The sequence below is a fragment of the Pseudomonas cucumis genome (assembly GCF_030687935.1).
GTDB lineage: Bacteria > Pseudomonadota > Gammaproteobacteria > Pseudomonadales > Pseudomonadaceae > Aquipseudomonas > Aquipseudomonas cucumis.
This window is the reverse complement of sequence record NZ_CP117454.1, coordinates 815,098-829,627: the sequence shown is the minus strand read 5'-3', so window position 1 is coordinate 829,627 and position 14,530 is coordinate 815,098. Positions and strand designations below refer to the sequence as shown.

Below are 14,530 nucleotides of genomic sequence, written 5' to 3'. Positions count from 1 at the left end.
TTTTGAGTTCCAGCCGTTTCGGACAATAACGCCTCCGTGACTCCCCTCCTCACCATGACCTTAGGTTTATAGGTCGTGGGTTTTGCGCGATGATACTGGGTCGTCCATTTTGCATCCAAGTCGCGTGGCGTTGACTATTCGACTCCGCAGGATGGCAATTTCATAGCATTGTTTACACAGTCAAGCATTTGTCCTATCGCCCAAGGTTTACGTATGAACGAGACCGGGTGCGTCACACCGGAGCTTTCGGGCGTTTCCAAACCCGACATTATCAATATAGGAATGCTCGGCCATCGGCTGCCTGACAGGTTGGCCAAGGCTGCACCGTTCAAGCTCCCCGGCATGGTGATATCTGTCAGTAGAAGACACACTTTCTCTGCATAGCGATCGAGAAATTCCAGCGCCTCGTCTGCGCTATTCTTTGCTTCAGTCGCGAACCCTTCTTGTTGCAATATCTCACATAAGAATTCGAGAATTACCGGCTCGTCCTCTACGACAAGAATTAATGCGCAATGAGTGCTTTCGCTCCCCGCTGAAACTGGACTCATGTGAACTCCTGACTACGTGAGCGAACTGGTGGGAACTCCCCATCACCTAAAATTGTGAAAGGTCATGGGCCTAAAAATTCATTCTTTCGGCGATAGGCCATCAATATGCGCCGGAGATTACGAAGACACTCCCAGCAGTGCCGTTTTTTGTTCTAGTGTGTTGCTTCTTCTTTGCAAAAAAACAACTGCGCTCTCAGAGCAGGACGATGAAAAAAGAATCATCACCCAACTTTTATCTGTGGTTTGCAAAGAGACTTCTGCGTCGACACAACTAGCTTCGCGTTCAGAATCGCAGTTACTCATGCTGACGAAATAGGAACTCAGACCTGACCTTCCCATCGAGCAGACGCTTCCAACTGGCTTGCCCGCCATTACTGACAGGGTTTCCAAGCCCATGGCCTTGCGAGGCTAGCAGACTGTCAATCTGAGTTGATTGCAGTCAGAGCCCACATTGGCGACCTCATGCGCAACAATCAATTGTTGCGTGGTATCGACCGCTGTTTGCACGTTGTAGTCGACGACTCGAGTGCTGCGCGTCAGGTCAGCAACTCACATTAGCTTTTTCAGATAAAGTTGAGCGTAAGCTTTGGGTGAAGAAAATGTTCGATCTTGACGAACATGCAATGCTACGAATCCGTATTCCACTCCTAGCGTTTCAGCTTCGCTTCCGTTCTTGCCTCGATTACGGCCCCATCACCAGGATTACCGACATGCGCCTGTCAGACTTTATCCTTAAGAACCTCGAACCGATTCTGCAGGCTTGGGAAGATTTTGCGAGAACCATTGAGACGCCTGGCACGGCACTGGATAGCGAGGCTCTCCGGGATCATGCCGAACAAATGCTGCGAGCAATCGTGCTTGACCTGCGGACAACGCAGACCGTGCAAGAGCAAAACGCCAAGGCCCAAGGCAACGCGCCGCCGGACGAGAAAGAAACCCCCGCCGAAACCCATGCGGTGACACGGCTAATGGCAGGTTTCACCATAGATCAAATGGTATCGGAGTATCGCGCTCTGAGAACGAGTGTTCTCAGTCAATGGCTGAAGCAAATCAAGGCTGGTACGGCGTTAGATGTAGACGATATGACCCGCTTTCATGAAGCCATTGATCAAGCACTCGCCGAATCTATCGCTAGCTACTCACGCGCCGTCGAGGCATCGCGCAGTGTTTTTCTAGGTATCCTTGGCCATGACTTGCGTACCCCACTTGGCGCCATTTTGCTTGGCGCCGACATGCTGAGGCGTGCGGACGGTATGGGGGCACGCGCTACCAGAATTGCTACTCAGATTTACACCAGCGTGAGGCGAGCGAGCCAGATTGTTGGAGACCTGCTGGATTTAACGCGCTGTCAAATGGGCCCAGGGATTCCTGTCAAAAAGGAGAACATAGACCTAACGCCCTTATGCGAACGCATCGTAGAAGAAATTCGAGCTTTTCATCCGGGCGCCAATGTTTTGCTCGAAATGAATACACCGGCTCACGGGGAGTTTGATGGCCCTCGAATGGAACAGGTATTTTCCAACATCATTAGCAATGCGGTGCAACATGGTGATCTCCAGTTCCCGATAAAGGTGGCATTAGAGGTAACAGAAGACAGTGTTGTCTTCACTGTCCACAACAGTGGTGAACCGATCCCAGAGGATGTATTGCCCTTCATTTTTAATCCTATGGGGCGCTTTTCCAAGCGGTCGGTTATCGATCACGGGCCGAGTGACGGACTGGGCTTGGGCCTCTTCATTGCCTCTGAAATCGTTGCCTCACACGCAGGCTCAATCGACGTGATCTCGGATGCAGAACGCGGCACAATTTTCCTTGTGAAGGTTCCCAGGAGTGGATTGGAGGATTGAGACTCCAACGACAATCCAAGATCTGCGCCTCGAAGCGAAAGCGCTCATGACGGCGCTGTCTGAGTATGTATATCGATCGCTCGATGGTTGTTCTGGATCCAATGATGGCAAAGGAGGCTGACATGGGAGATCTTGTTTCGCGCGTCGGGGAGTCCTGGGCGCACGCTTCATTGACCTGATGAAGGAAAGGGGGTGAGCTCTAATACTGCAATCAACATATAAGCTTCCAAAATAAAACATCCCCAGAAAGATGTCCTACAGTTTCGCATTCAATCAAAGCTGACAACATACAGGCGCCAGTTTTGTGACAACATACCCCTCACCCAGACAAACAAGATTTGCCAATAAAAGCGCGACAGTTAATATTTAAGAATAATTCATCTGTACTGACGAATGGACCGAAGATAAAAAATTGCTTATAAATCAACAACAAATAACGATAACGACAACTCATCAACTTCCATCACAAAACAAATAAACTAGGAAAGACCGACCAAAAATATAAAAGTTTCAAACATTGACCGCACAAATAAATAAGTACACATAACGCTTTAAAGTCTTCTCCATCGATGCTAATAATCTGCCCGGCTCCGGGTATCCAGGCAATGCGCCATCTCACATGGAGTGAATATTCAGTCTCACGCTGATTATCCCGGCCTTCACCAAACTCAAAAACCGCTAGTTTGCTTAAGTTCAATAAAACTTTGGCCAGCTGTTGTGCTGCGCACTAAAACTGCGCGAGGAAGGCATCATCATTCGCCCTCATTCAAGGATTAAAATCCTTTCAATCTTTGGTACCCGTCCAGAAGCCATCAAGATGGCGCCCTTGGTCAAAGCCCTCGCTGCGGAACCTGGCATTCATTCGCAGATCTGCATCACTGGCCAACATCAAAGCATGCTTAAACAGGTGCTGGATCTGTTCAACCTCAAGGCCGATTACACCCTCGATGTAATGACGCCGCACCAGACGCTCAACTCGTTGACCGCGGCGCTTTACGGGGCGATTGACCCCGTGCTGGAAATGACCTGTCCGGACCGGGTGCTGGTACATGGTGACACCACCTCGGCCATGGTGGCTTCGATGGCTGCATTCCATCGACGCATCCCGGTCGGCCATGTGGAAGCCGGCCTGCGTACCGGTGATATCTACAGCCCCTGGCCGGAAGAAATGAACCGCCGCTGCATCGATCTGGGTGCAGACATGCTGTTTGCGCCGACCCACGATTCGCAAAAAAACCTGCTCGACGAACGCCTGCAGGGTCGCTCTTTCGTGACCGGCAATACGGTGATCGACGCTTTGCAAATGACCGCGCGGCGCATTGAGCAGGACGCTGATCTGCGTGCGAGCCTGGATGAGCAATTCTCGTTCCTGCAAGCCAGCCGCAAGGTGTTGCTGGTCACCGGGCATCGTCGGGAAAACTTCGGCGAAGGCTTCCTGGATATCTGCAAGGCCCTGAGCCATCTGGCCCGGCGTGCCGATATGCAGATCGTCTATCCGGTGCATTTGAACCCCAACGTCATGGGCCCCGTCACCGAGCACCTGGGCAATCTGCCCAACGTGCACTTGATCAAGCCGCTGGACTACCTGGCCTTCGTGCGTCTGATGCAACGTGCGCACGTGATCCTCACCGACTCCGGTGGCGTGCAGGAAGAAGCGCCGTCCCTGGGCAAACCCGTGCTGGTCATGCGAGACGTTACCGAGCGCCCCGAAGCTGTCGCGGCGGGCACTGTGCGCCTGGTCGGCACCTCGCCGGACTCGATCATCGCTGGCGTCAACGCGTTGTTCGATGACGAATTGCTATGGCGTCGATGCTCCCAGGCGGCCAATCCTTACGGCGATGGCAAGGCCAGTGCGCGCATCGTCGATGCCCTGATGGGGCGTCCGGTCGAAGATTTCGTCGTGGCTCGGCAGCCATTGCCCAAGTTCCTGCACTACCCGTCGGCGGTGCCCGTGCCCGAGAATAATTACTCCGCTTTCACCTCTCTATAAATCAAACCGCTGCTCCTCTAATCAGCTCGAGATCTACCTGAATGAAGCCTTCCGTTGCCATCCATAGGGGTGCGTTCAGCGCCCTTGCCTGTGGCGTGAGCCTGCTCGCGCTCATGCCGACCTTTGCCTTGGCCGCGGACAGCCCGCTCACCCAAGCGATCAATCGGCTCAACGCCGACACTCGGCAGGAGCGTGAGATCCGCTTGAGCGATCTGGGGATCGACACCCCTATCATCCTTGGCTCCACCGATGCCCGACGCGAATTGTATCTGCCAGTGCCGGCGGGAGTACCACTGACAGATGCCACACTGAATTTCGACGCCAGCTACCTCAATGGCGAAGGCGGCCGTAACACGTTGCTGCTGTCGCTGGACGGTTATCCGGTGCGCGCCGAAAGTCTCAGCGAAGTCCAAGGCAACGCCAGCGCCACACTGGGCGTGGACAAGAAACCGCGTGAAAGCGGCTCGGTTCGCCTGGGCATTGCCTGGTCGTCGATCGTGTCCCGCGTGTTGTGCGAGGACGAACGCGCCATCGGCAACGTATTGCGTATCGAACCGGACACCCGCCTCAACTACAGCTACGACGCCAGCCTGTTACAGGACGTCGGTGCTGCCTGGACGGCATTGCCTGGCAAACCGGGCATCATGGTCGCGCCGGGCACCTTATCCGCCGAAAGCTATGATGCAGCCTGGCGCCTGGGCGTGGCACTGGAGCGGATTGGTAAGCACAGCCGCATCCAGCCTTTCCCTGCCGTACAGGACAGCGTTGACCTCACTGGCCTGCGCATCCCGGTCGAACTGCACGCTATTCCAGCGTTCGCCAGCCTCAACGGCAAAGGCCCACACGTTCTGGAGAACCCGGCGCAAATCGGCGCATTGCTGATGTTGGGCCAGACGCCGAACGTCCAGTCGGATCTGGCCATCAACGATCCGCAACTGCTCAAGGCCGTCAATGAGTCTCTGGACGCGCTGCAGAGTCAGATTCAAGGCCTCGATGCAACGGCAGCCAACGCCTTCATGCAATGGCGTGAGCGGCATATCAATGCAGGCCTGGCCGCCACCGGCACTGACAACGTGCGCCTGGCATTGCTGGGGACACGCCCGGTGCTGATGATCGCGCCGCAAGCAACCGGCAAGGCGCTGGCACTGTTCAGCACCGCCTGGAACACACTGGCACGCAGCCGCCAATTGACGATCAGCGAAGCACAGATGCCATTGAGCGCCGACGGCCGTGTGGCCTTGTCGCGACTGGGCGGTAACCCCGGCGCCATCGACGTGCTGGCCAAATCCGACTGGAGCACTTCGTTCCCTCTGGGCAGCGTGGCCTACGACGGTCGTCTGCCGGTGAAGGCGGTAGTCGATGTGTCTGCCGCACCCGGTGCCTCGGACACCGCGCCAGTGGCCTCGCTGTTTCTCAACGATTACCTGATTGGCGCGCAGCAGCTCGTGGCCAACGGTGAACAGCAACGCATCGAAGCACGTATCCCGCGTTACGCCCTGGGTTCGAAGAACGTTTTGCGCGTGTCGTTCCAGCGTCAGCCGGTCAGCGATCGTTGCCTGGAAACGCCACAGGCGTTCCCGGTCTCGGTGCTGCCGACCAGCCATATCGTGCTGGATAAAACTGCCTTGGGGGATGATTTCTCCGGCATGGCCGCGCGTTTTGCCATGGACGCGCAAATCCTCGTGCCACAGGCCTACCTCGAGCACCCGGCGAGCAGTTTGCCGCAGGTGATTTCGGTGGCTGACGCCGCCGGTGTTTCGCCGCTGCGGGCGCAACTGAACGTCAGTGCCGACCCGAAAGCCTCGGTCACACCGGACAAAGCCTTCCTCGCCTTCGAGCTGCCGATCAAGGACAGCAAAGAGTCGGTGCAGGTTGATGAGCAGGGTCGCCTGCGTATCAATCACAAGGATCAGGTGTTACTGGACGTGCATCCCCTCAACCATCTGGCCTCGTTGCAAGTGGTGGATGCCGGCGGCCAACACGGTCTGGTCTATCGCGCCTTGGGCAATGACGCACCACGTTTTGCCAGGCAGATTCTGCTGACCCGCGGCGACGTGGCCATCCTCGGAGACAACGGTGCACTGACCACCTTCGACACCCAGGACCCAAGTGGCAGCCAATTGATCGACAACGAAGAACCCAAGGGCCTGGACGCCTGGCGCAAGCCGTCGCTGTTGTGGCTGATTCCGGGTGGCATCCTGTTGGTCCTCATCCTGTTGCTGGCCGGCCGTAACGCCCGTCGCAATCGCCAGTAACGGAAACTTTCGATGACGTCGCTTTATTGGCCCTATTGGCTGGCCCACTACTACAGCTTCCTGGAAATCTCGACCATCGTGATCGCGGTGCTGATCCTGATCTCCAGCCTGGACGATCTGTTCATTGACCTGTGGTACTGGTCTCGCCGCCTGTTTCGCAAGTTCACCGTGGGTCGCAAATACCGGCCGCTGACCGCCGAGCAACTGATGGCCCGGGATGAACAGCCGTTGGCGATCATGGTCCCGGCCTGGCTGGAATATGACGTCATCGCACCGATGATCGAGAACATGGTGTCGACCCTGGATTACCAGAACTATGTCGTCTTCGTCGGCACCTACATCAATGACCAGCGCACCATCGATGAAGTGGAACGCATGCGTCGGCGCTACAAGCAGCTGCATCGCGTGGAAGTCCCGCATGCCGGGCCGACCTGCAAGGCCGACTGCCTGAACTGGGTGATCCAGGCGATTTTCCTGCACGAGAAAACCCACGGCATGACCTTCGCCGGCGTCGTGCTGCACGACAGCGAAGACGTACTGCACCCGTTGGAACTCCGCCTGTTCAACTACTTGCTGCCGCGCAAGGACATGATCCAGTTGCCCGTGGTTTCCCTGGAGCGCAACTGGTACGAATGGGTGGCTGGCACCTACATGGACGAATTCGCCGAATGGCATGGCAAGGATTTGGTCGTGCGTGAAAGCATGACCGACACGGTGCCGTCTGCCGGGGTCGGCACCTGTTTCTCCCACCGTGCCCTGCGAGTGCTGGCCGGGGAAACCCAAAACCAGCCGTTCAACACGGACAGCCTCACCGAGGACTACGACGTCGGCGCACGCCTGGCCAAGGTCGGCATGAACGCGATCTTCGTGCGCTTCCCGGTGCAGTTTCGCGTGTTGCGCAAATCATGGTTTCGCAAGCCTTACGAATCGACCCTGAAGATGCCGTTGTGCGTGCGCGAATTCTTTCCCGATACCTTCCGTACCGCATTCCGCCAGAAAGCCCGCTGGACGCTGGGCATCGGGCTGCAAGGCTGGGAGCAAATGGGCTGGAGCGGCTCGCTGGCCAACCGTTATCTGCTGTTCCGTGACCGCAAGGGCGTGGTGACGGCGTTCGTCAGCATCATCGCCTACGTGATTCTGGTGCAACTGCTGGGCCTGGTCATCCTGCGCCAGAGTGGCCTGTGGGATGTGAGCTTCCCGACGCCGTTTGAAACCAACGACTTCATCAAATACCTGCTACTGGCCAACGGTATCGCGCTGGCCTGGCGTATCGCGCACCGCTGCTATTTCACCACCGTGTTGTACGGCTGGCAGCATGGATTGCTGTCCATCCCGCGCATGGTGGTGGGCAACTTTGTCAACTTCATGGCCGCATCACGCGCCTGGCGCATGTTCATTGTCGGCAAGGTAATGAACCGCAAACTGGTGTGGGACAAGACCATGCACGACTTCCCGTCCACCGACCTGGTTGCCTTCGCACCGCGCAAATTGGGCAGCGTATTGCTGTCCTGGCAGGCGATCAACGAAACCGACCTGCAAAGCGCCCTCGACGAACAGAAAACCCGGCACATGCCCTTGGGGCGGATTTTGCTCAGCAACGGCTGGCTGGACGACGAGACACTGGCGGAAGCCATCGCCTTCCAGAACGATCTGCCGCGGGTGTTCGATGTGGCCAACAAGGCGCAGGCGTCGACCCTTACCCTGGACGATGAATTCGCTCTGCGCTGGCGCGTGGTGCCGGTTGGCTTGAATGCCGACGGCCGAGCACAACTTGCCGTGGCCAGCCCGTTGCCGGCCGAAGGCCTGCAACAGGTCAGCGAGGTACTGGGCAGCGAACCGGTGCAGCTGATTGCCCGGGAAAGCGAAATCGTCGCGCAGTTGCGTCAACTGAACGTGCGCGAAGGCCAGTCCGTGCCGGATGCCCGCGCGCCACTGCTGGGTGACTTGTTGATCGAAATGGGCCTGCTGGATCGCGACGTATTCAATCGCACCATGTTGCAGTACCGCCCGCAGCGTCACGGACGCATCGGCGACTATCTGGTCGACAGCGGCGTGCTGCCCCGCTCCACCATTGAAAAGGCCGTGGCGCGTCAGCACAGCCACTACCCTGCGGAGCTTCCGGCATGAACCGCCCCTTCCTGACCCTCATGGCCACGGGGCTAAGCCTCTTACCCGGGCTTGCTCACGCCGAGACGCTGCCGCTGCCGTTGACCGGGCCGGCCTATGTCACTGCCAACGAGGCCTACAGCGCCTACGAACGCAAAGACTACGATCTGGCCATCGCCAAGGCCCGCGAAGCGTTGCGTCAGCGCGCCGACATCACCCGTTTGAACACGCTGATTGTGCTGGCCCAGCGCGACAAGGACCTGCGTGATCATCCCAAACGCTACCCCCAATCGCGTCAGGCCCCAGGCTTCGGCGCCGCGGCCCAGGCATTCAAGGCCTACGATCGCGATGACTTCGGCACGGCAGCCCAGGCGTCACGCAATGCCATCGCCCAAGCGCCCAAACGCATGGATTATCGATTGCTGCTGATCGAGTCGTTGCAGCGCCAACAGCGCTTGCAGGAAGCGGATCAAGCCACCACCCAGGCGCTTGCCGTGTTCCCGGACGACGATACCTTGCTGATGCGTCGCGAAGCGATTCGTCGTCAACTGGCGGCGCCGTTGGCGGTTGAGGGTTATCGCGCCCTGGAGCAAGGCCATGTGCCGCTGGCCGTGGACCAGGCCAGAAAAGCCGTCGCCTGGGCTCCGGAAATCGGCGCCAATCAGCAACTGCTGATCAGCGCCCTCCTCGCGGCCAAGGATTACCCTGCTGCAGAACAGGCAGCGTCAGGCGCATTGGCTCAGGACGACGGTGAAATCGCACCGTGGATTCTGCGCAGCTACGCCCTTGATCGTCAGGGCAAAACCCAAGCGGCACAGGCTGACCTGAAGCACGCCCTGGCCATCGATGGCCTGCTGGAAGCGGAAACCCGTGACATCCATTTCTTTGCCGCGGACGCCGCACTGGCCCATGGCGAGCCTCAGCAAGCGCTCGATCATCTGCAGCCATTGGCCGACGATGAAGGCGGAGAGGTGACCCGCCGCCGCACCGCCGCCCGAATGGCGTTGCGGCAGAAAAACAACGGCGCGAACGTTATTGCCCACTTCCCTGCTCCGGCCTTGAACTGTCAGGAAACGGCCTTCGGTCTGGTCTGTGATATCTGGCCGGGCAACCAGCGCGACGGGGGAACCGACATGGCCGCCCAGGCCTACGCGGCCCTGGCCCGCAAAGACCCTGCGACGGCGGCGGTCCTGGCGAACCAGGCCATTGGCCGAGCACCGCAAAATCCGGCGTACCGCCGACTGCTGGTCAGCGCCCTGAGCGATCAGAAACGTGTGCCCGAAGCCATCGCGGCAGCCAGCGAAGGTCTCAAGCTCACGGGCGATGACGCTCGTCTGCTCGCCCAGCGCGGCCGTCTGCGTCAACAATCGGGGGACGATGCCGGGGCGCGCAAGGATTTTACCCAGGCTCTGGCGCTGGCCAGCCTTCCCGCTTACGAAGAAGCCAGTCTGTATGCCGCCATCGGCCAGCGCCGAACTGCGCGCGAACGGCTGCAACAAGCGCGGGCCATGGGCGAGTTGGAATCGATGAGCGACCTGCAGATCGCTTATTTGTCGGTCCAGGCCGGCGACGATGACGGTGCTCACACTTCGTTCCGCAAGGCCGATGCCGACACCCGGCTCACACCGACAGCAACGCAGGACGCGGCGTACAACGCCATGCGGGTCAATGACGACGAGCAAGCCGTCACCTACTTCAAGCGAGTCATCGACGCAAAAAATGCCGGTGAACTCGATATGTCCCCGCAGCAGTTGTTCGACACCCGTCGCGCGGTGGCCGATGTGTCGCGCACCTGGGGATTGATCAGCACCACCAGTTATCGCGGCAACAGTTCGAGCAGTGGTCTGAGCTCAGCGCCGAGTAGCGGCAGCAACAGCAATGACAGCCTGCAAAACAGCACCGAGCTTTCCTGGCGTCCCTTGGGCTATCGCAACGCACGTTTTGTCGAACTCTACGGACGCGTCACCGACACGCTGTGGAGCAAGAACAGCGATTCGGATACCGGTTTCGATGCGCTGCAAGGCGCGGTGGGTGTACGGGTCAAACCCTTCACATCGCTGAACGTGATGGCCGCCGTCGAGCGTACATTCCCCTTGGGATCGTCGGACGTCGACGGTGACTGGCTGGTGCGTCTGGGCTACGGCTCAAGCATCGGAACCGATCTGCGGGTGGATGCCTCCAGCTGGTGGACCTCGCAGTTGTTCGCTGAAGCCGGTCATTACGTCAACGACTCGCGCGACTACTTCAACAGCGAATGGCAGGTGGGCCGCAGCTACGCCATCGGCGGTGCAGGCTCGCGCTGGGTGAGTTTCCCCCATGTCGTGGCCGCGTTCGACTACGACTCCAAGATGAACAGCAAGACGGACACCGACGGCAGCACGGACTCATCATCAGGCAAGGCCGGCGGCGTTGGTATCGGTAACAACGTCCGGTACTGGTTCCGCGAAGATGTGTACAACGCCCCCCGCTCGTATGTGGATTTTTCTCTGCAGTACCGCGTGAAGGTGCTGGGCGATGACCGCGCTGAAGGCGTGTTCGCTCGCCTGACTTATTCCTATTGAGGACTTGCATGAACGTTCGAATGTGTTTGTGGCTGGGTCTTGGCCTGGTCCCGACGTGGGCGCACGCCGCCCCTGAAATCGCCCAGCTGTATGCGCCAGAACTGCCGGAGGGTTCCGCCTGGGTGCGGGTGGTCAATCCCAGTGATACCGCCATGCAAGTCCAGGTGGGCCAAGGCCCGAGTTTTGCCCTTGCTGCCCAGACCGCAGTGGCCAGCCCCTTTCAGGTCGTAGACTCGCGACAAGCGTTGCACGTGACCGTCAATGGTCGCGAGATAAAAGGCCTCAGCGCACCAAAAAGTGCGTGGGTCACGCTGATTCTCGACAGCGACCCGGCACGGGCGCCACGCTTGGTCATCGACCCGCCGCTGCGCGGTAAAGACCTGCGCGCCGAACTCAATGTCTACAACCTGGCCAACGGTTGCGAAAAGGCCGAGGTCAAACTCGCCAACGGTGCTCCTGTGTTCAATCAGCTGCCGTTCAACGGACAAGCCCAGCGCACGATCAACCCGGTGCAGGCGACGTTGGTTGCCAGCTGCAATGAGAACGCGAGCCTGCCGTTGAAGCTGGCGCCCTTCAAGGCCGGCGATCGTTATAGCCTGTTCCTGATCGGCTCCCGCCAGGCTCCACGGCTGATTGGCCTTGTCGACCAGACCGCCCCATGAACCTTCAATCCAAACCCGAACGTCTTATCCGTCGATTGTCGATGCCTGCCATGATCGCTGGCCTGCTGTCGAGCCTGTCAGGCACCGGCGTTCAAGCGGCCTCGGCGGTGATCACCGGCAACGGCGGCTGGTTATTCCCTGCCTGGGAAAGTCTGAGCAAGGTCGACAACACGGGCACTGCTCGCAACATTGCACTGGTCAGGGAACTCCAACAGCAACTTCAACGCGAACACATTGGACTGGTCGTGCTGGTGGTGCCGATGAAAGCGCCGTTTTATGCTCAGCGCCTACCCGCTGATCACCCCTTGAGTGTGGCCGTGATGCAGCGTTATGACCACCTGCAAAACGACTTGGCCCAAGCAGGTCTGACCACGCTGAACATCAAGCCGATCCTGCAACGGACCGAGCAAGGCAAACAGACCGCGTTTTACCGCGCCGACTACCACTGGACAGCCTGGAGCGCCGAAAACACTGCGGACGCCACGGCGCAACTGATTACCGAGCACTACCGCCTGCGAAGTGACCCTGGTGGTGGCGCGGTGCTGGGCCAATGGTTCGACAGACGCGCGTTCGGCGACCTGGCCAGTAATTTTTTGCCCGCGATCAAGCGCAAGGCGATTGGTCGCGACATCTACACTGTTCGCCATCAGGCCGAAAACGACTTGCTGATCGACGATGCACCGGCACCGGTCCAAGTGATCGGCAACAGCTTTGTCCAGCCTTACCTGGGCTTTACGCAGAAGCTCTCAAATGCCCTGGACCGTCCCGTCGCACTGACCTGGAACCCCGGCGACGTCGGTCCGTGGGCTACGCTGTTGCAATACCTGGAGTCGGCGGATTTTGCCGAACACAAGCCGCAAGTAATTGTCTGGCAATTCAATGAGGGCCAGTTCCACCTTGGCCCTGATGCGACAGCCAACTGGAACGCCAAAGGCGTCACCTCACTGAGCCAATGGCATCAACGCATCAAAAAGGCACTTCCGTGAACATCTTCGGCTACACCGCCACTCGCGTGACCGTCGCGGCCCTGTTGTTTGCCGTCACCGTCGGCGCAGGGACCTGCATGCTCTACGTGGCGAAGACCAAGGCTCTGGACCCGGGGATTGTCGGCATTGTCTGGCAGCCGGACAACAAGACCGTCGGTATCAGCGGACACTGGGAAAAACTGGGAGCGCGAGAGTTGCTGGTGCAATGGACAGTCGTCGACGATCAGGCTTTCGTTCCCGGCACTGGCCTGCCCGCCGTTCCGGTGCTGCCCGATTGGGCGCGCATCGCCAAGGCCCCCTGGGCGCAGGATGTGATCCTTGGGCTGGCGGGTTATTTCAGCGAGAACCGCTCACGGGACAACATCGAACAACTGGCCGCTGTCTCTGAACGCATCGCCAAATTGCCTACGCCGTTACACGTCACCGGCTGGTATTTCCCGGCTGAAGTCGACCCCAGTTGGACCCGTGCCAAAGAACTGCCCGCGCTGCTGGCCAAACTGCCGCGACCGTTGTGGATCAGCGTTTATGACGGTGCCAATATCGGCCCCGTCGCCACCGCCGAATGGCTCAAGCAATGGCTACCAGATGACATCGGCGTGTTCTTCCAGGACGGTGTTGGCGTCTACGCCCGCACTGCACCGATCGCCCGAACCTACGCCGACGCCCTAAGCCAGCGCCTGGGCAAAGACCGTGTGCGGATCATCGTCGAAGCCTTCCGCCCCAACTTCGGCGGCGGATTTCGCTCCGCGACCGCTGCCGAGCTCAAACCGCAACTCGCGGCCTATGACGGTTATCCACTCTACCTGTTTGACGGGCCGCACTACGTGACTCCTGAATTGGTGGAGCAACTGGTGCGATAACGCTCATGGGCAACCGAGTCCTGGATTTCAGCGAGAAGCGTTAACCCAGTGGATGAAAGCCTACGTACAGGCGAGGCAGAACCGACCATGCGTCAAGCGCCTCGTGTTGAGGAACGATCACAGCATCCCACTCAGGACCTCGTGCGATGCTCACGCTGATCAGCCTTAGGGGCAGGTAGCCAGAGGCCAACCGACGCGCGCTGCACGGAGGAGGCTGGCCTTAACAACCAAGCGGTGAAATGGGGCAATAACGAAGATGTAGGCCCGGCCTAGACGGTTGTGGCACTGGACCACGGTAGAAAAAACGAGTTGGCGACTGCCTTCTGGCTCTGCCTCTCCAGAACATAGGATCGATATCCGGAAGTCGAGGTGCTTGTCGTCCTCTCCCAACACGATTTCAGTCTGGTTCGTGCTGTAGACCTTGAAGACTCCAATCCGATTAGCAAGTGATGCCAAATATTTGGCTGTCTTCAGACCAAAACAGGCAACGATAGTGTCTCGGACTTTCATGAGCCATCCGATCCAGGATGGCTGGTGGGAAAAGATGAATCGAGCTAGCAAATCCGGATTGCCAGATGTGCCCGCAGGGAGCCGAATCGCAAAAGCGTCCGCCAGGTGCATCGACTTATAAAGGTGGGTGATGCCGGACCTCGAGGGGACTGGCACGGACATGATGAGCTCAAATTCCCGGGGCATTGGGGATCTCTCCTGAGTT

General features: G+C 58.6%; 10 protein-coding genes. 8 read left to right on the top strand and 2 right to left on the bottom strand.

Features of this window, described 5'->3' with window-relative positions; translation table 11 throughout:
• Positions 1-134 precede the first annotated feature (134 nt).
• Positions 135-548, bottom strand: a complete 414-nt coding sequence (locus PSH97_RS03520) for a response regulator (protein WP_305448131.1) — start codon at positions 546-548, stop codon at positions 135-137.
• A 710-nt stretch (positions 549-1,258) separates the two neighbouring features.
• On the opposite strand from PSH97_RS03520, the gene PSH97_RS03515 reads away from it, so the two are divergent.
• The 8 genes from PSH97_RS03515 (at position 1,259) to PSH97_RS03480 (ending at position 13,815) form a co-directional block, all read left to right on the top strand.
• Positions 1,259-2,395: a sensor histidine kinase gene (locus tag PSH97_RS03515; RefSeq protein ID WP_305449744.1), complete on the top strand. Its 1,137-nt coding sequence runs from the start codon at positions 1,259-1,261 to the stop codon at positions 2,393-2,395.
• Positions 2,396-3,212: 817 nt separating this feature from the next.
• Entirely contained in the window at positions 3,213-4,385 is a 1,173-nt protein-coding gene (wecB, locus tag PSH97_RS03510) for a non-hydrolyzing UDP-N-acetylglucosamine 2-epimerase (protein ID WP_305448130.1), read from the top strand.
• Positions 4,386-4,426: 41 nt separating this feature from the next.
• Positions 4,427-6,640 carry a hypothetical protein gene (locus tag PSH97_RS03505; protein ID WP_305448129.1) on the top strand — a complete coding sequence of 738 codons (2,214 nt, stop codon included), beginning with the start codon at positions 4,427-4,429 and terminating at the stop codon, positions 6,638-6,640.
• A gap of 12 nt (positions 6,641-6,652) precedes the next feature.
• Entirely contained in the window at positions 6,653-8,767 is a 2,115-nt protein-coding gene (locus PSH97_RS03500) for a glycosyl transferase family protein (RefSeq protein WP_305448128.1), read from the top strand.
• Positions 8,764-11,307 carry a bacteriophage N4 adsorption protein A gene (locus PSH97_RS03495; RefSeq protein ID WP_305448127.1) on the top strand — a complete coding sequence of 848 codons (2,544 nt, stop codon included), beginning with the start codon at positions 8,764-8,766 and terminating at the stop codon, positions 11,305-11,307. Before PSH97_RS03500 ends, PSH97_RS03495 begins: the two co-directional genes overlap by 4 nt.
• Before the next feature lie 8 nt (positions 11,308-11,315).
• The gene (locus PSH97_RS03490) at positions 11,316-11,969 is read left to right on the top strand and encodes an alginate O-acetyltransferase AlgF (RefSeq protein WP_305448126.1); all 654 of its coding nucleotides are present in this window, start codon (positions 11,316-11,318) and stop codon (positions 11,967-11,969) included.
• Positions 11,966-12,955 (top strand): alginate O-acetyltransferase AlgX-related protein, encoded by a 990-nt coding sequence (locus tag PSH97_RS03485; protein WP_305448125.1) that lies wholly within the window; start codon positions 11,966-11,968, stop codon positions 12,953-12,955. Before PSH97_RS03490 ends, PSH97_RS03485 begins: the two co-directional genes overlap by 4 nt.
• Positions 12,952-13,815: an alpha-amylase family protein gene (locus PSH97_RS03480; RefSeq protein WP_407682164.1), complete on the top strand. Its 864-nt coding sequence runs from the start codon at positions 12,952-12,954 to the stop codon at positions 13,813-13,815. Before PSH97_RS03485 ends, PSH97_RS03480 begins: the two co-directional genes overlap by 4 nt.
• A gap of 165 nt (positions 13,816-13,980) precedes the next feature.
• Here the strand turns inward: PSH97_RS03480 and PSH97_RS03475 are convergent, their stop codons facing one another.
• Complete coding sequence (locus PSH97_RS03475; protein WP_322791089.1) at positions 13,981-14,511, bottom strand: DUF2867 domain-containing protein; 531 nt, start codon at positions 14,509-14,511, stop codon at positions 13,981-13,983.
• Positions 14,512-14,530: the final 19 nt, after the last annotated feature.

Excerpts from the sequence above, each read along its gene's own strand:
- PSH97_RS03485 (WP_305448125.1), top strand. The coding sequence starts at position 11,966 with ATGAACCTTCAATCCAAACCCGAACGTCTTATCCGTCGATTGTCGATG.
- PSH97_RS03505 (WP_305448129.1), top strand. The coding sequence starts at position 4,427 with ATGAAGCCTTCCGTTGCCATCCATAGGGGTGCGTTCAGCGCCCTTGCC.
- PSH97_RS03515 (WP_305449744.1), top strand. The coding sequence starts at position 1,259 with ATGCGCCTGTCAGACTTTATCCTTAAGAACCTCGAACCGATTCTGCAG.
- PSH97_RS03520 (WP_305448131.1), bottom strand. The coding sequence starts at position 548 with ATGAGTCCAGTTTCAGCGGGGAGCGAAAGCACTCATTGCGCATTAATT.
- PSH97_RS03495 (WP_305448127.1), top strand. The coding sequence starts at position 8,764 with ATGAACCGCCCCTTCCTGACCCTCATGGCCACGGGGCTAAGCCTCTTA.
- PSH97_RS03490 (WP_305448126.1), top strand. The coding sequence starts at position 11,316 with ATGAACGTTCGAATGTGTTTGTGGCTGGGTCTTGGCCTGGTCCCGACG.
- PSH97_RS03475 (WP_322791089.1), bottom strand. The coding sequence starts at position 14,511 with ATGCCCCGGGAATTTGAGCTCATCATGTCCGTGCCAGTCCCCTCGAGG.
- PSH97_RS03500 (WP_305448128.1), top strand. The coding sequence starts at position 6,653 with ATGACGTCGCTTTATTGGCCCTATTGGCTGGCCCACTACTACAGCTTC.
- wecB (WP_305448130.1), top strand. The coding sequence starts at position 3,213 with ATGGCGCCCTTGGTCAAAGCCCTCGCTGCGGAACCTGGCATTCATTCG.